The sequence below is a fragment of the Limimaricola sp. AA108-03 genome (assembly GCF_050847355.1).
In the GTDB taxonomy this organism is placed as follows: domain Bacteria; phylum Pseudomonadota; class Alphaproteobacteria; order Rhodobacterales; family Rhodobacteraceae; genus Limimaricola.
On sequence record NZ_CP193759.1, the window covers coordinates 250,781 to 271,149 of the forward strand.

The window sequence follows — 20,369 nt, forward strand, 5'->3', positions numbered from 1 at the left end:
TCAGCGGCCCCGTTTGTCTGCGCATTCTGGCTACACAGGCAACGGGGCCGACAGTTTAAGTCACCGGTGCGAACGCCGAAGCGATCGGCTCCGCGATGGTTGGAAGGCCCATACGCTCGCGGCGCAGATCGCGACCGATCGCCTTGAAGAGCGAAAGCCCCATCAGCAGCATCACCACCGAGAAGGGCAACGCCGCTATCACCATCGCCGTCTGGATCGCGCCGAGCCCGCCGATGATCAGCAGCGCGCCGACCACCAGCGCCAGCGCCGCACCCCAGAACAGGATGTGCGGTCGCGCCTTCGGGCTGTCATCACCGGCAGCGTTGATCGTGTTGATGATGAGCACGGCCGAGTCCGCCGTGGTGATCTGATAGGTCAGCAACAGCACCACCACCAGCACGGAGGCGACCCAGGCGAAGGCGGGCTCGAGCAGCAGCGCCAGCGCGGCGAAGATCTGGTCCGAGACCGGTGCGCCGAGAATGCTGCCTTGTGCCAGGCCTGACATCTCGAGGTCGATCGCCGTGGCGCCCAGTAGGGCGAACCAGACGAAGCACATGGCCGAGGGCGCGATCATCGCGCCGAGAACGAATTCCCGGATCGTGCGGCCCTTGGAAATGCGTGCGAGAAACAGCCCCACGAAAGGCGCCGAGGCAATCCACCACGCCCAGTAGAAGATGGTCCAGCCGCTTTGCCATCCGGCCAGCGCAGTCGCGGTCTCGTCACCTTCCGACCACACCGACAGCGCCATCGAAGGAAGCGAAGCAACGTAGTCGAGCGTGCCCAGCCCGAATGCCTGGAGCCCTGCCAGCGTCGCACCGAATACGAGGAAGAACAGCAACAGCGCCACGCTCAGGCCCATATTGATATTCGACAGCCACTTGATGCCGCGCCCCACACCCGAGAGCGCGGACAGCGTCGAGGCTCCAAGGATCACGCCGACAGAGACCAGGATCGCGGCGGCCGAGGGCGTCGCGGCCCCGTCGGCGCCGGTCGACAGGAGCCAGTCACCGAGACCGATCCGATGCAGACCTGCCACGAACTGCGCCACCCCGTATCCCAGCGTCTGCGCCACGCCCAGCACCGTTGCCACTACCGCGATCACGTCGACCGCGTGACCCAAGGGTCCCGATAGCCTGCGCCCGAACAGCGAGGCGAGGCCGGAACGGATCGTCAGCGGCAGTCCGCGCCGATAGGCGAAGTAAGCCAGAGCCAGTCCGGTCAAGCTGTAAGTGCCCCATGCGGTGAGGCCCCAGTGAAAGAAGGTCCATTTGAAGGCCGAGCGCACCGTCTCGGTCTCACCGGCCACGATCAGTCCGGCGATCGTATCGGGGTTGGACTGGAAGTGGTAAAGCGGCTCGCCCGTGGAATAGGTCAGCACGCCGATGCCGAGCCCGGCACCGAACATCATCGAGAACCAGGAGATGCGCGAGAATTCGGGCCGATCCTCGGGACGACCCAAGCGCAGTCGTCCCGAGGCCGGAACAAGAGCCAGCACCAGGCAGGCCAAGAGAAAGGCTGCAGTCGTGTACATGTACCAGTGGTTGAAGCTCGACAGGATGAAGCCGTTGATCCGGCCCAGGAACCCCGCTGCCTGCTCGGGGAAGGCGATGGCCCAGATCACCAGCGCGCCGATGATCAGCTTTGCAGTGATGGTGACGTCTTTTGTGAAGCCCCTGTAGAACCCGCTTTCGGCGGTCCTGATCTCGAGCCTCGTCAGTGGTGGCTTGATCGGCATGGCATCTCCTCCCTCTGGCTGCCTGTTTCGACGAGGCCCCGGGCACGCCATGCGACCGGGGCCTTCGGATGGTTGTCGTCGGATGGTCGCGGGGTCCTCCCTCAGCCTTGGCGCGCAGACCAGTCGCCGGGCTGCACGGCGTAGAAGATCCGCGCCTTCTCGCCGCCATAGGTCAGGCGCGTGCCCTCGGGGATCCACACCGCGTCGCCCTCCCGCGCGACATGGGTGTGGCCGTCGACGGTGACATGGAACGCGCCCGAGATGACGTAGACGATCTCGTCGTAGAGCAGCGTCCAGTCGATCGCACAGCCATCGAATTCACCGAAGCCCGCGCCCATGCTGGGCGAAAGGTCGGTTGAGACGGCGCGGCCGACCCGGGCCTCGCCCGGCGGACCGCCGCGATGCTTGAGGCCCACGGTGGCGGCGGGGATGACGGTCACGCCCATTCGGGAAACTCCAGATCATGCGCCCGACCCCGCGCGGCGAGGCGGCGGTTGAGCGCCGGCGCCTCGGGCGCGCCCGCCTCCAGCGCGAAGACGAAGGCATAGGTGAGGTAGAAGCAGGCGGCGTCGATATCGCCTGCCGCCTCGGCCCGATCGCCAGCGAGGCCATAGAGCCGCACCAACGCCGTGCCGTCCTGCCGCTCATGCGCGGCGATCAGTTCGCGGTCGAGCTGGTCGTGATCCATGGCCTATCCCTTCAAAGAGATGGCGACGTTCTTGGTGCGCACGTAGTTGTAGAGCGCCTCGACCCCCTTCTCGCGGCCGAAGCCCGATTTGCCGATACCGCCGAAGGGCGTGGCGATGCCGCCCGCGAACCATTCGTTGACGAAGACCTGCCCGGCCCTGAGCCGCCCCACGACGCGATGTGCGCGGGCGAGGTCGCGGGTGAAGATGCCCGCCACAAGGCCGAACTCGGTGCCATTGGCGATGGTTACCGCCTCGGCTTCGGTCTCGAAGGGTGTAACGCAGAGCACTGGGCCGAACAGTTCCTGCTGCGCGATGTCCGACAGCGGATCGACATCGGCGAGGATGGTCGGGGCCATGAAATGCCCCGCCCGGTCGAGCCGCGCGCCGCCGGCGGCGATCCGCGCCCCCTGCCCCGGCGCCGCGCGGACCATCGCCTCGATGCCGTCGAGCTGGCCGGCCGAGATCACCGGCGTGTGCGCCGCCTCGTCGAGCCCGTGACCGGCCTCGAGGCCGCCTGCCAACGCCGCCACCGCCTCGACCGCGCGGTCGTAAAGGCTGCGATGCACCAGGAGACGCGACATGGCCGAGCAGACCTGCCCTGCGTTGAAGAAGATGCCGCCCTGCACGCTCTCCACCAGCCGGTCGAGATCGGCATCCTCGAAGGCGACCGCCGCCGATTTGCCGCCCAGCTCCATCAGCGAGGGCGTGACGTTCTCGGCCGCCGCGCACAGGATCGCCTGCCCCGTCGGCACCGAGCCGGTGAAGACGATCTGGTCGATCTCCGATGACGCCACCAGCCGCGCGCCCAGCTCCGAGCCGATGCCGTTGAGGATCGACACCGCGCCCTCGGGCAGCCCCGCCTCCTGGAAAGCGCGGCCCAAGAGCGCCAGCGCCAGCGGATCGAGTTCGGGCGACTTGACGATCACCGCATTGCCCGCGGCCAGCGCCGGGGCGAGCGAGCGCGCGGCGAGCGAGACCGGGAAGTTCCACGGCACGATCTGCGCCGAGATGCCAACCGGCTCGAATACGGTGTAGTCGATGTAGTCGGAGCCGAGCGGGATCTGCTTGCCCTCGATCTTGTCGGCCAAGCCGCCGTAATAGTCGAAATAGGCCGCCGCCTCCTCGAACTCGCCCCGCGCATCCGACAGCCGCTTGCCGCTCTCGCGGCAGAGGATCGGCGCGCCCTCATCCGCGATGGCGCGGATGCAGCTGGCGATGCGGCGCATCAGATCGGCGCGGGCGCCGGGGCGCATCGCCGACAGATCGCCGCGTTCGACGCTGCCCCGCGCCGCCTCCAGTGCGGCGGCAAGCTGGCGCTCGCCCGCCCGCGCCATCTCGGCCACGATCTCGCCGGTGGCCGGGTCCTCGACCGCGATCCGCGCGCCCGCCTCGCCCTCGACCCATCTCCCGGCGAGGAAGTTCCGCGCCAGACCGTCCCGGATCACCATGTTCATGACGCACGCCCCGCTTCGATCCGGGCCGCGACCCATTTGTGGAAGTTGTGCGTGGGACCGTCCATCGCCGGCGAGAACCGTCCGCCGTCGAACAGCTCGCCGCGTCTCCCCCGCTGCATCCCCTCGACGACGAAGATGTCTTCCTCGAACACCGTCTTCCACAGCCGGGCATTGGCACCGCGCAGACCGTCGAGTTCGGGCGTCTCCTTCTCGGGCGTGGCGTAGTAGAGCTCGATATGCTCGACCGTGTTCTCCTGGTCGACCGGTTGCAGCACGATGGCAAAGGCGTGATCGCGCTGCGCGCCTAAGAGCACGTTGGGATAGACGGCGATATATTCCGCCCCCTCGTCCCACTGCGCCGACAGCCCCTTGAAATCGGGGAAGCGCGCGTCGTTTTCGTCCCTGAGCTGGCGGTAGACCCGCGTGCCCTGCCCCGAGTAATGCCCCTCGCGCTCGATGTTGTAGTGATCCTCGAGCCGGGAATAGCTGTTCAGCCCCGGATGCACCCAGGGCAGGTGGTAGCTCTCGCAGTAGTTCTCGACCGCGAGCTTCCAGTTAGTCCTGACCTCGAGCTTGAAGCTCGAACTTTCGCCGCCGTGGAAGATCGGCTGGTCGAACTCGGCCCAGCGGGCCATCAGCTCGGCATGCACCTCCTCGAAGGGGGCGGCGTTTCCGTCGATGTTGACGAAGACCACGTCGCGCCAGACGAAGCTGCGGATGCGGAACAGGCCGAGCTTCTTGATGTCGACCTCGTCATGGGTGTTCTGCCCCGGCCCGCCGACATGCGGCGTGGTGCGCAGGCTGCCATCGAGCCCGTAGCACCAGCTGTGATAGGGGCAGCGGATTGCGCCTCGGATCTTGGCCGGCTCCTCGACGAGGATCATGCCGCGGTGGCGGCAGGTGTTCTGGAACACGCCGATCGCGCCGGAGCGGTCGCGCACCATCAGGAGCGGCATGCCCAGGAAATCGACCGGCTTCGCGTCGCCCGCCTCGGGGATGTCCTTGCCGAAGCCGATCCCGGACCAGCTGGCGAACAGCACCGAGCGCTTTTCCTCGGCGAACAGGGCGGGATCGGTATAATGGGCGTTGGGCAGGCCGTTGGCCCGGGCGATATCGGCCATCACGGGCGCGAGCTGCGTCATCTGGTTCATGGGACCCCCTCCTTTGTCGTGGCACGCCGCCATTGCGGAACTGGCGGCACCATCGGCGCGGAAGGGGCGTCGGACAATATCTCAAAAACTAAGGCTGAGGTGAATACACCTCACCCATTCTGCTCAACCGCCCGATCAGCCAGTCACGCAGGACCAGCGCGTTGTCCGACAGCTGATCGGCGGGCCGTGTGACGAGGTGGAACCGGCGAGGCGCGGGCAGCGCATGCGGACCGACCACCACCAGCCGCCCCTCGCGCAGCAGCGGGTCGATGAGCCGCCGCCAGCCCAAAAGCAGCCCGACGCCGTCCTGCGCCGCCTGAAGCGCAATGGTGTAGTTGTTGACCTTGTGGCCCCGCCGCACGGGTCCGGCGTAATCCAGCGCGCCGAACCAGTCCTGCCACCGGGTCCAGCTCTGGTCGACCGAATCCAGGTAGATCAGGCGCTCCTGCGCGAGATCGGCCAGTTCGGTACCCCCCACCCGTTCCGCCATTTCCGGGCTCGCCACGGGCACAAGCTCGTCGCGGTAAAGGGGGTGGTGCTCCCAGAGCGGCGAGGTCTCGCGGCCGTAACGCACGAACATGTCGATTTCGGGCGCGTCGGCGAAGCCGTGGTCGGAGACCGACTGGTCGACTTGGATCTGCTCATGTTCGCGCCAGAACTCGGACAGCAGCCGGGTCATCCACAGACTCGCCACCGCCGTGCTCGCGCCGACCGTCACCGTTGCCTGCGCCTGCCGCCCGCGGATCTCGCGCAGCCGCTGCGAGATCGACACGAAGGACTGCGCCAGCGTCGCGAACAGCCGGTCGCCCTCATCGGTCAGCACGACACCTCGGTGCCGGCGCAGGAAGAGGGGCGCGCCAAGCTCCGCCTCGAGCGCCTTGATCTGGTGGCTGACCGCGCCCGGCGTCACGTTCAGCTCGGCGGCGGCGTTCTTGAAGCTCAGATGCCGCGCCGCCGCCTCGAAGGCGGCCAGCGTGGTCAGCGGCGGCAGGTCGTAGAAGCGTCTGGACATGGTCTCCCCCCTCGGCCTCCCACCCTATAGGTGAATGCAGCTCATGCCAAAGCGAGTTTTTCGCGCGTTGAGCGGATGAAGCTTGGAGCGCAGTCTGCGGCCATCATTCCGAGCGAGACCCGACATGACCGCAGCCGCCCGATCCATCCATCGCCGCCCGCCCCCCGACACGCCCTCGGGCTGGGTGTCGCGCGCCGAAATCATGCAAATGGGCACCGCCGAGACGCCCGATGGCGTCGACTGGGCGGTGATCGGCGCCGGCTTCACCGGCCTCGCCGCCGCGCGGCGTCTGGCCGAGCTGAACCCCGGCGCGCAAATCGCGCTGATCGACGCCAAGCCGGTCGGCTGGGGCAGCTCGGGCCGCAATGCGGGCTTCGTGATCGACCTGCCGCACAAGTTCGACCTCGAACATGACGACCCCGAGCGCCTGCGCCGCGTGGTCCGGCTCAACACCGCCGCGCGCGACGATCTCGACCGTCTGGTGCGCGACCACGGCATCGACTGCGACTGGTCGCCGGCGGGCAAGCTGCAGGCCGCGATCGGCGCGAGCGGCAGCGCCAACATGGCGGTCTTCGCTCGCGCGCTCGACAGCATCGAGCAGGGCTACGAGATGCTCGACCGCGCGCAGGTCGCCGCGATTACCGGCACGGCGCATTACGCGGGCGCGATCTTCACGCCGGGCTGCATGCTGATGAACCCGGTGCGGCTGGTGCGCGGTCTGGCCAGCGCTCTTCCCGGCAACGTGGCGCTACTCGACGCCACCCCGGTGACCCGGATCGAACGGCGGGGCGGCTTCGCGCTCCACCTCGCGCGCCCCGAGGGGGCGAGGGTGCTGAAGGCGGGCCGCATCGTCGCGGCGATGAACGCCTTCACACCCGAGTTTGGCTGGCTTCGTAACCGGGTGGTGCCGGTGGCGACCTTCGCCTCTCTGACCCGGCCGCTCTCCGACGCCGAGCTTGCCAACTATGGCGGCAGGCTCGACTGGGGGCTGACCCCGGCCGATCCGGGCGGCACCACGCTCAGGATGACCCGCGACCGGCGGCTTCTGGTGCGCAACCAGTACGACTATCTCGGCGATTACGGCGCCAGCCCCCGCGCGCTCGACAAGGTCCGGCGCAGCCATCGCCTCGCGCTGGCGCGGCGGTTTCCGGCGCTGGCCGAGATCCCGTTCGAGAGCACCTGGGGCGGGGTCTGCGCGCTCACCCGCAACCATGTCAGCTATTTCGGTGAGATGGAGCCCGGCGTCTGGGGCTCGTCCTGCCACAACGGCGTCGGCGTGGCGCGCGGCACGATCTCGGGACGGCTGCTGGCCGAGGCGGCGCATGGGCAGGACAGCGACCTGCTGTCGGACATGATCGCGGTCTCGGACATGCCGGTTCGCAACCCGCCGCGCCCCTTCGTGGGCTACGGCGTCAAGGCGCGGCTGAGACTCGCCGCGTGGGAAGCACGAAAGGAGATCTGAGGATGACTTTGTTTGCCAAGCTGGTCGCGAAGACCGACCTTTCCGCGGAGATCTCGTCCTTCCGCTTTGCCCCTCTTTCAGGCCGGTTTTCTGGCCTTGAGCCCGGCGCGCATATCGACGTCCCACTGGGGCCGGATCTGGTGCGGCAGTATTCGCTGTGCGACTGGGACGGGGGCGGCGACTGGCTTGAGGTCGCAGTCAAACGCGAGGCTGCGGGACGAGGCGGTTCGCTGGCGATGCATGCGCTGGAGATCGGCGACATGGTGCCGCTCGGCAAACCGCGCAACCATTTCGCCCTTCAGGACCGCGTGGCTCACGCGACGCTGATCGCGGGTGGCATCGGCGCGACGCCGATCCTTGCCATGGCGCGAGAACTGGCGAAACGGGGCGCCGATCTGCGCGTCGTCTATCTGGTGCGCAGCCGGGCCGATGCCGCGCTGCATGACCGTTTCGCAGCCTTGAACCTCGGCGACCGCTACCGGCTGCATTGCGACGATGCGGAGGGGCTGTGCGACATCCCGGCCCTGATGCGCGCCGTGCCGCCCGGAGGCGACGTCTATTGCTGCGGCCCCGAGCCAATGCTGAACGCGGTATTGGCTGCCGAGGGCAAACTGCGCGGGGGCAAGGTCCGGTTCGAACGTTTCGCCGCGACGAGCGATGCGAACGCCGCACCGAAAGCCGGGTTTGAGATCGAACTCGCCTCCTGCGGCACCGTGCTGCCCGTGGGTGCCGACCAATCGATCCTGGGCGTGCTGCGCGACCACGGCCTGCCGATCGAGTTCGGCTGCGCCGAGGGGCTGTGCGGCGCCTGCATGACCGACGTGATCGAGGGTGAGATCGATCACCGCGACGGGGTCCTCACCCCCGAGGAGCAGGCCGGCAACGCCTTCATGTGCATCTGCGTGTCGCGGGCGAAATCGGCACGATTGGTCTTGGACCTGTAGGACAGTCTCACGTGTACTATACGAGACCAAAGCAGGAGCATTCATATGGCTCGGCTTGTTAGTGGAATGGTGCGATCGAGTAGATGATAGGGCAGCGGCGCGACTCTTTCTTCGATCGTGTCCCACGACGTGGTGTAGCTCTTGGCTGGCCTGACTGGTGTCGGCGGGCCGAGCTGATCAGTCCGTCTGCGCGGCAGGCAGGCTGACGATGGGATCGTCGCAGACTGGCGCGAGCGTTTCCAGCGTCATGTAGCGGGAGCGCTGCACGGCCCATTCCTCGGTCTGCTCCATCAGGATCGCTCCCACCAGGCGACGGATGGCGGCCTCATTGGGGAAGATGCCGACGACATCGGTGCGCCGTTTGATTTCCCCGTTCAATCGCTCAATCGGATTCGTGGAGTGCAACTTTGCCCGGTGCTGCTGAGGAAAGGTCATGTAGGCAAGGACATCCTCTTCGGCCCCGTCCATGAGGGTGGCGAGCTTCGGCAGCTTGCCCCGCATCTGGTCGGCCACGAGGCGCCATTGCGTTCTGGCCGCGCTGTGGTCGGGCTGGGCAAAGGCCGTGGCGATGAAGGCCGAGACCACGCGCCGGCTGCTCTTGCCGGCATGGGCCAAGGCGTTTCGCTGGAAATGTACACGGCACCGTTGCCAGGTCGTGGACAGCACACGAGCCGTAGCGGCCTTGATGCCTTCGTGGGCATCGCTGACCACCAGCTTCACGCCGGACATCCCTCGGCGCACGAGATCGCGCAGAAAATCGGTCCAGAACGTCTCCGCCTCGGAGGGCCCGATGGCCATGCCAAGCACCTCGCGACGGCCATCGGTGTTCACACCCACGGCGATGGTGACGGCGACGGACACGATGCGGCCGCCTTGGCGGACTTTCAGGTAGGTGGCGTCGATCCAGAGATAGGGCCACTCGCCCTCGATCGGTCGAGTCAGGAAAGCATCGACCCGCTCGTCGATCTCCTCGCACAGCCGACTGACCTGGCTCTTCGAGATGCCGGTGCCGCCCATGGCCTGCACGAGATCGTCCATGGCGCGCGTCGAGACGCCATGCACATAGGCTTCCTGAATGACCGCCGTCAGCGCCTTCTCCACGGCTCGCCGGGGCTCGAGAAACGAGGGGAAGTAGCTTCCCGTCCGCAGCTTGGGAATGCGCAGCTCCACGTTCCCGGCCCGCGTCTGCCAGTCCCGGTCACGGTAGCCGTTGCGCTGCGCCCGACGCTCAGGGCTCTTCTCGCCATAGGCGGCGCCGGTCTGGCCGCCGACCTCGAGCTCCATCAGGCGCTCGGCGGCAAAGCCGATCATCTCGCGTAGAAGATCCGCATCACCGCTCTTCTCGACGAGCTCTCTCAGGTCCATCATGGGTTTGGTCATCGGGGGCATCCCTCGGTTCAGGTTGGCTTTCGCAACCCGACCCTACCGAGAAACCCGATGGCCGCCTCAGCTACACCACGCCCAGGGACATGACCCTTTCTTCGAACCCACCCCCTGTCAATTCAGCCAGCTTCAACCGGTGTAGCGGTTCATAAGCCTAATGGGCGCTCCAACGCTTTCTCTGGTATTCAGTGCCTCGAACCACCGCGCCCTAAGGTCATCTCTCATGTCCGATAATCTTCCATTATCGGACATGAGCGTGCTACGCCCGTCGGCATGCCGGACACGCCCGAATTCCCCGCCCAAATCGCCCTGCCCGACCACGTCGCGGGCTCCGGCCGGCTCGACCGCCTCGTCGACACCGCCCGCGGCTACGCCGACCACGCCGTCGCCGAGAACACCCGACGGGCCTACGCGCGCGATTGGACCGCCTTCGCCCGCTGGTGCCGGATGAAGGGTGCCGACCCTCTGCCGCCCTCTCCCGAGTTGGTCGGGCTCTACGTCACCGATCTCGCGGCACCGTCGGGCAAGACACGCGCGCTCTCGGTGACCTCGATCGAGCGGCGGCTGGCCGGTCTCAGCTGGGGCTACGCGCAGCGCGGGATGCGGCTCGACCGCCGCGACCGGCACATCGCCTCGGTCCTCGCCGGCATCCGCCGCCGCCACGCCCGGCCGCCGGTGCAGAAAGTCGCGATCGGGCCGGATGATCTGCGCGCCATGCTGGCCACCCTCGGCCATGACCTGCGCGGCTTGCGCGACCGGGCGATGCTGCTGGTGGGCTTCGCGGGGGCGCTGCGACGCTCGGAACTGGTCGGACTCGACCATGGCAAGGCTGACACCCTCGACGGCAGCGGCTGGGTCGAGATCCTCGACGCCGGCGCACTCGTCACGCTGCGCGGCAAGACCGGCTGGCGCGCGCCGTCGAGATCGCCCGCGGCTCCAGCGAGGCCACCTGCCCGGCGCAGGCGCTGGAGCGCTGGCTGGGCTTCGCGAAGATCGAGGTCGGCCCGCTGTTCACAGCCGTCAGCCGCAAGGGCAGTCGCGCGCTTGAGAGTCGCCTGAACGACCGCCACGTGGCGCGGCTGGTGCAGCGCACGGCGCTCGCGGCCGGGCTGCGACCCGAACTGCCTGAGGCCGAACGCCGGACGCTGTTCGCCGGGCATTCGCTGCGGGCCGGGCTCGCCTCTTCGGCCGAGATCGACGAGCGCCACGTACAGAAGCAGCTCGGCCATGCCTCGGCCGAAATGACCCGTCGATATCAGCGGAATCGGGATCGGTTCCGGGTGAACCTCACTAAGGCTGCGGGTTTATAGGATCCAGATGCCTTTAGGCGCCCTGTCTCCAGAAACCTTCAACAACTTCCATAGTTCTGAATGGGGTTACTGGAGGGCGCCGCTCCTGCCGACCTTCAAGCAATGCCACTCCTCCACAAACGGCCGTGTTGGTGTTGTGTCGTGGAGTGCACCGTCCATAGGAGATGGCCGTTTGGTCTGAGGCCACTTTTGCCCCCCGTCAGCGCCTCTGGGACATCTGGGCTGATTTTGTAACGGAGGGTTTCTGGCTCATCGTAACCACCGAGGAGTGGAGATGAGACAGAAACCCGGAACAGCCAGACCGAGGGCGGACTCGCTGGTGAAGGGCATCCGTCGGCGCACGCGGAAGCACCATTCAGCCGAGGAGAAGATCCGCATCGTCCTGGATGGGCTGCGTGGCGAGGACAGTATTGCCGAGCTCTGCCGGCGCGAGGGGATCGCCACGAGCCTCTATTACAGTTGGTCGAAGGGGTTTCTCGAGGCCGGCAAGAAGCGGCTCGCGGGCGACACGGCCCGCCAGGCCACCAGCCCCAAGGTCAGGGAGCTGCGGCCCGAGGCCTCGGCGCTGAAGGAGGCGGTGGCGACGGCAATTCCTCACGCTCAAGGGCCGGATACGAAAAACACCCGTTCAGCTTTCGGAATGCCTCTTAGCCACGGCCCGCATCGACATCGAGGCTGCGGCCGTTTTAACTCCTATTTTCGCATACAGTAGCGCGGAACGACCGCGAATTCAGCCGCGCCAGGTCCGGATCGGCCCCGAGTCGATATGGGTGAAGTCCGAGCCGTGGTAGCGCCCCACGCCACCGACCTGCAGCCATTCGGCGATGTTCGCCACCTCTTCCGTCGGAATGCCGGCGAACTGGATGTCTGCGGCCCGCCGCTTCATGTGATAGCTGTTGGAGGAGGCGCCGCCCCCCCGGCTTTGCAAAAGCCGCGTGGTCTGCGGCGTGCGGAAACCCGACAGCAGGGTGATCTGGCCCGAATGCCCCTGCCGCCGCACCGCATCCGAGAGCGCCGCCAGGCCCCAGTAGATCCTCGGGTCGATGCTCGGGGCCTCCCCGTCGCGCCAGTCCCGGAACAGCCAGTCCAGCCGGCGCAGGGCGCGCCGATCGGTGCGGCCGTTCTTCATGAACCGCAGGGCCGTCCGCTCCCCGGTATGCGCATTCGTGATGTCGAGGTAACTGTCCCCCTTGGGAAACACGAAATCCAGCCGGGAGCCGGAACGCGTGGGCGGGGGGAGCTTCTCGTAGCCGCGGGCGGCACAGCCTGACAGGAGCGGCGTGGCAAGGCCCGCCCCAAGAGCGCAGACAAGCTTGCGCCGTGTGACGCGGCCCGCGGGCGGGCTTACTGTGTGCATGGTTCCTCATCACTGCTCGGCCCCGTTTCCCGGGGTCTCGAAGGCGACGCTGTCGAGAGCGCCTCCCATATGCGAAGCATGCGACAGGCCATGACGCCGAGCAAGACCGATTTGGGGAAGTCGGGCCGAGACGATGCCGGATCGCAGCGGCGGCCGCGTCACCGGGGCGGGACATCGCCCGGCCACTTCGTCGTTCGAGCGGGTGGCCTGTCGGGTCGGCGAAGTTTTTTTGCGGACCCGGCGCCGGAGAAACCGTTCGTGACGGCGCTATCCCCTGGCCTTGAAGGCGCGGAAGCAAGGCCCCCGACAGCGTGGCCCCATTCAACTGATCCGCGAAATATCAGCCCGACCGGCCGCTTGTCCGATCATGTCATCCTGCGTTGTCAACGAAATTTACTATGCTTGCATAGGTGAGTAAAATCTTTGACTAAATCCTGCGACTTCTCTCCAGGTTGTGTGACTTCTCACGGGAAATCCGTAATCCAGAGGTCGAGGAGATGTGCGCTGGGACGTTTTGGCCAATCAGCCAGCCGGTCTTGGAGGAGACCCGCAGCGCACCCGAACCGGAGGAAAAAGCTCGTGATGAATATCGAAGCCAAGCCCGGCACTGCGGCGCATCCGCCCGCGCAAGACATGGCGGCCCGCGCGCATATCGACGCCGAGACCTATGAGCGGATGTATCGCGAAAGCATCACGGATATCGATGGTTTCTGGGGCGAGCAGGGCAAGCGCCTTGACTGGATCAAGCCCTATGAGGCGGTCAAGAACACGGATTTCACCCTCGGCAAGGTCTCGATCGAGTGGTTCCGGGACGGGACGCTGAACGTCGCGCAGAACTGCATCGACCGGCACCTCGCGACCCGCGCCGACCAGACCGCGATCATCTGGGAGCCCGACGATCCGGCCGATCCGGCCAAGCACATCACCTACCGCGACCTGCACCGCGAGGTCAGCCGCCTCGCCAACGTGCTCGAAAGCCTCGGCGTGGGCAGGGGCGACCGGGTCGTCATCTATCTGCCGATGATCCCCGAGGCGGCCTATGCGATGCTGGCCTGCGCCCGGATCGGCGCGATCCACTCCGTCGTCTTCGCGGGCTTCTCCCCCGATGCGCTGGGGGCGCGGATCAACGGTTGCGACGCCAAGCTCGTGATCACCGCCGACGAGGCGCCGCGCGGCGGCCGCAAGACGGCGCTCAAGACCAACACCGATCAGGCGCTGCTGCACTGCAACGAGGGCGTGAAGTGCCTGATGGTGCGTCGCACCGGCGCCCAGACCGCTTGGGTCGAGGGCCGCGATTTCGACTACGGCGCGCTGATGGCCGAGGCCGGGGAGCATTCCGAGCCCGCCGAGATGAACGCGGAGGACCCGCTCTTCATCCTCTACACCTCGGGCTCCACCGGCCAGCCCAAGGGGGTGGTGCACAGCTCCGGCGGCTACCTCGTCTACGCGGCGATGACCCACCAGATCACCTTCGACTACCATGACGGCGACGTGTTCTGGTGCAGCGCCGATGTCGGCTGGGTGACGGGACACAGCTACATCGTCTACGGGCCGCTCGCGAACGGCGCGACCACGCTGATGTTCGAAGGCGTGCCGACCTGGCCGGATGCCTCGCGCTTCTGGGCGGTCTGCGAGAAGCACAAGGTGAACCAGTTCTACACCGCCCCCACCGCGATCCGGGCCCTGATGGGGCACGGCGCGGCACCGGTCGAAAAACACGACCTGAGCGCGCTGCGCCTGCTGGGCACGGTGGGCGAGCCGATCAACCCCGAGGCCTGGAACTGGTACAACGAGGTGGTCGGCAAGGGCCGCTGCCCGATCGTCGACACCTGGTGGCAGACCGAGACCGGCGGCCATCTCATCACGCCGCTGCCCGGCGCGACCGCGCTGAAGCCCGGCTCGGCCACCAAGCCGTTCTTCGGCGTGCAGCCGGTGGTGCTCGACCCGCAATCGGGCACCGTGATCGAGGAGACCGCGGCCGAGGGCGTGCTCGCCATCGCCGACAGCTGGCCCGGGCAGATGCGCACCATCTGGGGCGATCACGACCGGTTCGAGCAGACCTATTTCTCGCAATATCCGGGCTACTACTTCTCCGGCGACGGCTGCCGCCGCGACGCCGATGGCGACTACTGGATCACCGGCCGCGTCGACGACGTGATCAACGTCTCCGGCCACCGCATGGGCACCGCCGAGGTCGAAAGCGCGCTGGTGGCCCATGCCAAGGTCGCCGAGGCGGCGGTCGTCGGCTACCCGCACGAGATCAAGGGGCAAGGCATCTACTGCTACGTCACGCTGATGAACGGGGTCGAGCCGTCGGAGGAGCTTCGCCGCGAGCTGCGCCAGTGGGTCCGGCAGGAAATCGGCCCGATCGCCAGCCCCGACCTGATCCAGTGGGCGCCGGGCCTGCCCAAGACCCGCTCGGGCAAGATCATGCGCCGCATCCTGCGCAAGATCGCCGAGAACGATTACGGCAGCCTTGGCGACACATCGACGCTCGCCGACCCCTCCGTGGTGGACGAGCTGATCGACAACCGCATGAACCGGGGGTGAGGCCGATGGACGGCAGGAACACCCCAGCGCAAGCCCCGGCCTTCATCCTCCTCGGCCCGCCGGGGGCCGGGAAGGGCACGCAGGCGCGCAGGCTCGAGGAGCGCTTCGGCCTCGTCCAGCTGTCCACCGGCGACCTGCTGCGCGCCGCCGTGGCCGAGGGCAGCGAGGCCGGGGCCCGGGCGAGAGAGGTGATGGAAGCGGGCGGGCTCGTCTCCGACGAGATCGTCATCGCCATCCTCGACGACCGCCTCGACCGGCCCGACACGGCGCAGGGCGTCATCCTCGACGGCTTTCCGCGCACCACGGCGCAGGCCGAGGCGCTCGACGGGCTGCTGGCCCGCCGGGGGCAGTCGGTCTCGGCGGTGATCAGCCTCGAGGTCGATGACGCGGCGATGGTCGAGCGGATCTCGGGCCGCTACTCCTGCGCCACCTGCGGCGAAGGCTGGCACGACAGCTTCAAGCGCCCGGCCAGCCCCGGTGTCTGCGACGCCTGCGGCGGCACCGCCTTCAAGCGGCGCGCCGACGACACCGCCGAGACGGTGGCCTCGCGGCTCGCCGCCTACCACGCCGAGACCGCGCCGCTGATCGACCATTACCGCGCCCGCGGCACGCTGGAGCGCGTGCCCGCGATGGGCGCGATCGACGACGTCGCCCAGGCCCTGTCGGAGATCGTCCGGCGACACGAGACGGCCTGAGCGACGACCAAGACCGGCGGCCGGAGGAACGCGTGAGGGCCGCCATCCACGCAACGACGGGAGGAGCCCGCATGTCGGATCACACGACACATCATCCACCAACGACGATGACCAAGGATGACAAGGCCTACTGGTCCGCGAATGTGCGGATCATCACCATCTGCCTCGTCATCTGGGCCACCGTTTCATTCGGCTTCGGCATCATCCTGCGGCCGCTGATCAGCTGGATCGGCGTCGGCGGCACCGATCTGGGCTTCTGGTTCGCGCAGCAGGGGTCGATCCTCGTCTTCCTGGCGCTGATCTTCTTCTATGCCTGGCGGATGAACCGGCTCGACCGGCAATACGGCGTCGAGGAGGAATAAGCGCCATGGACCAGTTCACCCTCAACCTGATCTTCGTCGGCGCCTCCTTCGCGCTCTATATCGGCATCGCGATCTGGGCCCGCGCCGGCTCGACCTCCGAGTTCTACGCCGCCGGGCGTGGCGTCCATCCCGTGACCAACGGCATGGCCACCGCGGCCGACTGGATGTCGGCGGCCTCCTTCATCTCGATGGCCGGCCTGATCGCCTTCACCGGCTACGACAACTCCACCTATCTGATGGGCTGGACCGGCGGCTACGTGCTGCTGGCGCTGCTGCTCGCGCCCTATCTGCGCAAGTTCGGCAAGTTCACCGTGCCCGAATTCATCGGTGACCGGTTCTACAGCCCGACCGCGCGGCTGGTGGCGGTGATCAGCCTGCTGGTGGCCTCGCTCACCTACGTGATCGGCCAGATGACCGGCGTCGGCGTGGCCTTCGGCCGCTTCCTCGAGGTCGACAACACCACCGGCCTGCTGATCGGCGCCGTCGTCGTCTTCGCCTATGCGGTGTTCGGCGGCATGAAGGGCGTCACCTACACCCAGGTCGCGCAGTACTGCGTGCTGATCGCCGCCTACACGATCCCAGCGGTCTTCATCTCGCTGCAGCTCACCGGCAACCCGATCCCGGCGCTCGGCCTCTTCGCCGAAACCGGCTCCGGCGAGCCGCTGCTGCAGACCCTCGACCAGATCGTCACCGATCTCGGCTTCAAGGCCTATACCGAGCATCACGGCGACACCTTCAACATGCTGCTCTTCACGCTCAGCCTGATGATCGGCACCGCCGGCCTGCCGCATGTGATCATGCGCTTCTTCACCGTGCCCAAGGTGTCCGACGCGCGCTGGTCGGCGGGCTGGACGCTGGTGTTCATCGCGCTGCTCTACCTGACGGCCCCCGCCGTGGGCGCGATGGCGCGGCTCAACATCACCCAGCAGTTCTGGCCGCAGGGCACCGACGCCGAGGCCGTCTCGGTCGAGACGATCGAAAGCGACCCGGCCTATGACTGGATGGCGACCTGGCAGCAGACCGGCCTTCTGGGCTGGGAGGACAAGAACGGCGACGGAAGGATCCAGTACTACAACGACGCCGCGCCCGAGATGCAGGAACGCGCCGCCGCCGCCGGCTGGGAAGGCAACGAGCTCGTCAACTTCAACAACGACATCCTCGTTCTCGCCAACCCCGAGATCGCCAACCTGCCGGGCTGGGTGATCGGCCTCGTCGCCGCCGGCGGTCTCGCCGCCGCGCTCTCGACCGCCGCCGGCCTGCTGCTCGCCATCTCCTCGGCGGTGAGCCACGACCTGGTGAAGGGCCGCATCGCGCCCAACATCTCCGAGAAGGGCGAGCTTCTGTCGGCGCGGGTCGCGATGGCCGCCGCCATCGCCGTGGCGACCTATCTCGGGATCAACCCGCCGGGCTTCGCCGCGCAGACCGTGGCGCTCGCCTTCGGCCTCGCCGCCGCGTCGATCTTCCCGGCGCTGATGATGGGCATCTTCTCCAAGCGGGTGAACAACACCGGCGCCGTGGCGGGGATGCTGGTGGGCCTCTGCGTGACGGTGGTCTACATCTTCCTGCACAAGGGCTGGTTCTTCGTGCCGGGCACCAACTCCTTCGACGATGCGGACCCGCTCCTGTTCACCGTGAAGTCGACCTCCTTCGGCGCGGTCGGCGCGGTTCTGAACTTCGCCACGGCGATTCTCGTCAGCCGGGCGACGCAGGAGCCGCCGCAGGAGATCCAGGAGCTCGTCGAAAGCGTCCGCATCCCGCGCGGCGCCGGGGCGGCCACCGCCCACTGAGCCTCGGCGAGAGGCGGTGCCATCCGCCGCCCCTTGCGACCCCAGCGTCCCGCGCCCACCATGGCGCGGGACGACACCGATCGGAGCTTCCGATGTCCCAGCCCCTCGACGATTTCTTCGCGCGCCAGCCACCTTGGGACCGGCTGCCCGACGCGACGCGGCACCGGATCGCCGGCGCCGCCCGACCGATCGAGGCCGCCGAGGGCGAGATCCTCACGCAGGTCGGCACGCCGCAGCCGGGCCTCTTCGTGATCCGCGCCGGCGCCGTCACCACGACCGATGCGCGCGGCGCCGTCGTCTCGCGTCTCGGCCCCGGCAACAGCTTCGGCGAACGCGCGCTGCAGCGCGGCGGCACCGCGCTGGTCACCGCCCGCGCCGATACCGCCAGCGAACTGCTGCTGCTGTCCCCCGACCTCTTCGCCGAATTGATGCGCGAGCACGACCTCGTGCGCCGCTTCTTCGATCGCTCCAACCCGCTCGGCGATCGCCCCCGCACCCGCGCCGAGGAGCTCACCTCCACCCGCGTCGCCGACCTCATGGCGACCGATCCGGTGACCTGCGCCCCCGGCGCGAGCCTGCTCGATGCCGCCCGACTGATGCGCGATCACCGCATTTCCTCCCTCTGCGTGACCGAGGATGGCCGCCTGCGCGGCATCCTCACGCTGCGCGACATGGTGAACAAGGCGATGGCCGCGCCGCTGCCGCCCGACACCCCGGTGGCGCGGGTGATGACCGAGGCGCCGATCACCCTGCCCTCGGCGGCCATCGGCTCCGACGTGCTGCACCGGATGATGGAGCGCCATCTCGGCCACCTGCCGATCGTCGATGACGGGCGGCTGGTGGGCATGGTCACCCAGACCGACCTCACCCGGTTCCTCGCCTCGACCTCCGCCGGCCTCGTGGGCGACATGGCCCGGGCCGGCTCGCCGGAAGAACTGGCCCGCGTCACGGCCCGGATCCCCGAGCTGCTGGTCCAGCTCACCGCCGCCGGCAACCGCCACGAGGTCGTCACCCGGCTCGTCACCGACATGGCCGACGGCGCGACGCGGCGCCTGATCCGCCTCTACGAGAAAGCGCAAGGCGCGGCGCCCGTCCCCTTCGCCTGGGTCGCCTGCGGCAGCCAGGGCCGGCAGGAGCAGACCGGCATCTCGGATCAGGACAACGCGCTGATCATCTCCGACGCGGCGACGGAGGAGGACATGGCATGGTTCGCCGGCCTCGCCCGCTTCGTCTCGGACGGGCTCGACGCCGCCGGCTATTTCTTCTGCCCCGGCGACATGATGGCGACCAATCCGCGCTGGCGGCAGCGCGCCTCGGTCTGGGCGGGCTATTTCCGCGACTGGATCGCCCGGCCATCGAAAGAGGCGCAGATGCTCGCCTCGGTCATGTTCGATCTGCGGGTGATCGCGGGCGAAGAGGGCCTCTTCGCGCCGCTCCACCATGACACGCTGCGCGCGGCGAGCGGAAACTCGATCTTCACCGCCCACATGGCCTCGAACGCCCTCGGCCACGTGCCGCCGCTGGGCCTGCTGCGCGGCTTCGCGACGCTGCGCTCGGGGGAGCACCGCAACCATATCGACCTCAAGCTGAACGGCGTCGTGCCGGTCGTGGACCTCGCCCGGATGTACGCCCTCGAGGGGCGGCTGCTGCCCGCGAACACCCGCGCCCGGATCGAGGCGGCGGGCGAGGCGGGGGTGATCAGCCTTCATGGCGCGCGCGATCTGCTCAACGCCTACGACGTGATCGCCCAGACCCGGATCGAGCATCAGACGCGCCAGATCCGGCGCAACGAGGCGCCGGACAACTTCATGCAGCCGAGGGAGCTTTCGGATTTCGAACGCTCCCACCTGCGCGACGCCTTCGTGGTCGTGAAGACGATGCAGGCCGCGATGATGCAGGGACGGCGTCTATTGGGATAGCCCCGCGCCACCGGGCGCGGACAAGGGAGGAATGCGATGTTTCTGGAACTTCTCGGCGTGATCTTCGCGGGCGTCACCGGCGCCCTCGTCGTCTACGCCGCGAACCGCGCGACCGGCGGACGGCTGCCGCGCTGGCTGATGCCCGCCGTGGCGGGGCTGGCGATGATCGGCGCCACGATCAGCCTCGAATACAGCTGGTACGATCGCACCGCCGCCGCGCTTCCCGAGGGTCTCGTCGTCGCGGACACGGTCGAGGAGCGCGCGCTCTACCGGCCCTGGACCTATCTGGTGCCCTACACCGACCGCTTCGTCGCCATCGACCGCACGAGCCTTCAAACCAATCCGGACCGCCCCGGCGAACGCATCGCCAATATCTACTTCTTCGGCAGGTGGGCGCCGCTGCGGCAGCTGCCGGTCGCCTTCGACTGCACGCAGGGCCGCCGCGCCGCGCTGGTCGAGGGGGCCGGCATCGCCGCCGACGGCCGCATCGAGGGCGCCGACTGGATGCAGGCCTCGCCCGGCGACCCGCTGCTCGCCGCCGCCTGCGCCGGGACCTGAG

At 68.0% G+C, this 20,369-nt stretch carries 16 protein-coding genes and 2 pseudogenes; 10 read left to right on the forward strand and 8 right to left on the reverse strand.

The window, feature by feature from the left end; translation table 11 throughout:
• Nucleotides 1-55 precede the first annotated feature (55 nt).
• The 6 genes from ACRAQ3_RS19125 to ACRAQ3_RS19150 form a co-directional block, all read right to left on the reverse strand.
• Nucleotides 56-1,735: a BCCT family transporter gene (locus ACRAQ3_RS19125; protein WP_432256783.1), complete on the reverse strand. Its 1,680-nt coding sequence runs from the start codon at nucleotides 1,733-1,735 to the stop codon at nucleotides 56-58.
• Nucleotides 1,736-1,836: 101 nt separating this feature from the next.
• Nucleotides 1,837-2,181 (reverse strand): cupin domain-containing protein, encoded by a 345-nt coding sequence (locus ACRAQ3_RS19130; RefSeq protein ID WP_432256784.1) that lies wholly within the window; start codon nucleotides 2,179-2,181, stop codon nucleotides 1,837-1,839.
• Complete coding sequence (locus ACRAQ3_RS19135) at nucleotides 2,172-2,423, reverse strand: hypothetical protein (RefSeq protein ID WP_432256785.1); 252 nt, start codon at nucleotides 2,421-2,423, stop codon at nucleotides 2,172-2,174. Before ACRAQ3_RS19135 ends, ACRAQ3_RS19130 begins: the two co-directional genes overlap by 10 nt.
• 3 nt (nucleotides 2,424-2,426) lie before the next feature.
• Complete coding sequence (locus tag ACRAQ3_RS19140) at nucleotides 2,427-3,878, reverse strand: aldehyde dehydrogenase family protein (protein ID WP_432256786.1); 1,452 nt, start codon at nucleotides 3,876-3,878, stop codon at nucleotides 2,427-2,429.
• Complete coding sequence (locus ACRAQ3_RS19145) at nucleotides 3,875-5,029, reverse strand: aromatic ring-hydroxylating oxygenase subunit alpha (protein ID WP_432256787.1); 1,155 nt, start codon at nucleotides 5,027-5,029, stop codon at nucleotides 3,875-3,877. Before ACRAQ3_RS19145 ends, ACRAQ3_RS19140 begins: the two co-directional genes overlap by 4 nt.
• Nucleotides 5,030-5,117: 88 nt before the next feature.
• Nucleotides 5,118-6,041, reverse strand: a complete 924-nt coding sequence (locus tag ACRAQ3_RS19150; RefSeq protein ID WP_432256788.1) for a LysR substrate-binding domain-containing protein — start codon at nucleotides 6,039-6,041, stop codon at nucleotides 5,118-5,120.
• A 124-nt stretch (nucleotides 6,042-6,165) separates the two neighbouring features.
• Between ACRAQ3_RS19150 and ACRAQ3_RS19155 the strand changes: the two genes are divergently transcribed.
• Together ACRAQ3_RS19155 and ACRAQ3_RS19160 are read left to right on the forward strand one after the other, a co-directional pair.
• Nucleotides 6,166-7,503, forward strand: a complete 1,338-nt coding sequence (locus ACRAQ3_RS19155) for an NAD(P)/FAD-dependent oxidoreductase (RefSeq protein ID WP_432256789.1) — start codon at nucleotides 6,166-6,168, stop codon at nucleotides 7,501-7,503.
• Between the two features lie 2 nt (nucleotides 7,504-7,505).
• Nucleotides 7,506-8,447 carry a PDR/VanB family oxidoreductase gene (locus ACRAQ3_RS19160; protein WP_432256790.1) on the forward strand — a complete coding sequence of 314 codons (942 nt, stop codon included), beginning with the start codon at nucleotides 7,506-7,508 and terminating at the stop codon, nucleotides 8,445-8,447.
• Between the two features lie 177 nt (nucleotides 8,448-8,624).
• On the opposite strand, the gene ACRAQ3_RS19165 is transcribed toward ACRAQ3_RS19160, so the two are convergent.
• The gene (locus ACRAQ3_RS19165; RefSeq protein ID WP_432254231.1) at nucleotides 8,625-9,827 is read right to left on the reverse strand and encodes an IS256 family transposase; all 1,203 of its coding nucleotides are present in this window, start codon (nucleotides 9,825-9,827) and stop codon (nucleotides 8,625-8,627) included.
• A gap of 276 nt (nucleotides 9,828-10,103) precedes the next feature.
• Here ACRAQ3_RS19165 and ACRAQ3_RS19170 point away from each other — a divergent pair.
• Nucleotides 10,104-11,140 (forward strand): annotated as a pseudogene (locus ACRAQ3_RS19170) (tyrosine-type recombinase/integrase).
• Between the two features lie 274 nt (nucleotides 11,141-11,414).
• Nucleotides 11,415-11,723: pseudogene (locus ACRAQ3_RS19175) on the forward strand (transposase); the annotation flags it as partial.
• A 147-nt stretch (nucleotides 11,724-11,870) separates the two neighbouring features.
• On the opposite strand, the gene ACRAQ3_RS19180 reads toward ACRAQ3_RS19175, so the two are convergent.
• Nucleotides 11,871-12,497, reverse strand: coding sequence for a YcbK family protein (locus tag ACRAQ3_RS19180; RefSeq protein WP_269396740.1), 627 nt, complete (start codon nucleotides 12,495-12,497; stop codon nucleotides 11,871-11,873).
• Between the two features lie 582 nt (nucleotides 12,498-13,079).
• Between ACRAQ3_RS19180 and acs the strand changes: the two genes are divergently transcribed.
• The 6 genes from acs (at nucleotide 13,080) to ACRAQ3_RS19210 (ending at nucleotide 20,368) form a co-directional block, all read left to right on the forward strand.
• Nucleotides 13,080-15,047 (forward strand): acetate--CoA ligase, encoded by a 1,968-nt coding sequence (gene acs, locus ACRAQ3_RS19185; protein WP_432256791.1) that lies wholly within the window; start codon nucleotides 13,080-13,082, stop codon nucleotides 15,045-15,047.
• A 5-nt stretch (nucleotides 15,048-15,052) separates the two neighbouring features.
• Nucleotides 15,053-15,742 carry an adenylate kinase gene (locus ACRAQ3_RS19190; protein ID WP_432256792.1) on the forward strand — a complete coding sequence of 230 codons (690 nt, stop codon included), beginning with the start codon at nucleotides 15,053-15,055 and terminating at the stop codon, nucleotides 15,740-15,742.
• Between the two features lie 71 nt (nucleotides 15,743-15,813).
• Nucleotides 15,814-16,104 carry a DUF4212 domain-containing protein gene (locus ACRAQ3_RS19195; RefSeq protein ID WP_269396742.1) on the forward strand — a complete coding sequence of 97 codons (291 nt, stop codon included), beginning with the start codon at nucleotides 15,814-15,816 and terminating at the stop codon, nucleotides 16,102-16,104.
• Nucleotides 16,105-16,109: 5 nt separating this feature from the next.
• On the forward strand, nucleotides 16,110-17,891 hold the full coding sequence (locus ACRAQ3_RS19200; protein WP_432256793.1) for a sodium:solute symporter family protein: 1,782 nt from the start codon (nucleotides 16,110-16,112) through the stop codon (nucleotides 17,889-17,891).
• 92 nt (nucleotides 17,892-17,983) lie between these two features.
• Entirely contained in the window at nucleotides 17,984-19,810 is a 1,827-nt protein-coding gene (locus ACRAQ3_RS19205; RefSeq protein ID WP_432256794.1) for a DUF294 nucleotidyltransferase-like domain-containing protein, read from the forward strand.
• 36 nt (nucleotides 19,811-19,846) lie between these two features.
• Nucleotides 19,847-20,368, forward strand: coding sequence for a hypothetical protein (locus ACRAQ3_RS19210; RefSeq protein ID WP_432256795.1), 522 nt, complete (start codon nucleotides 19,847-19,849; stop codon nucleotides 20,366-20,368).
• Nucleotide 20,369 lies beyond the last annotated feature (1 nt).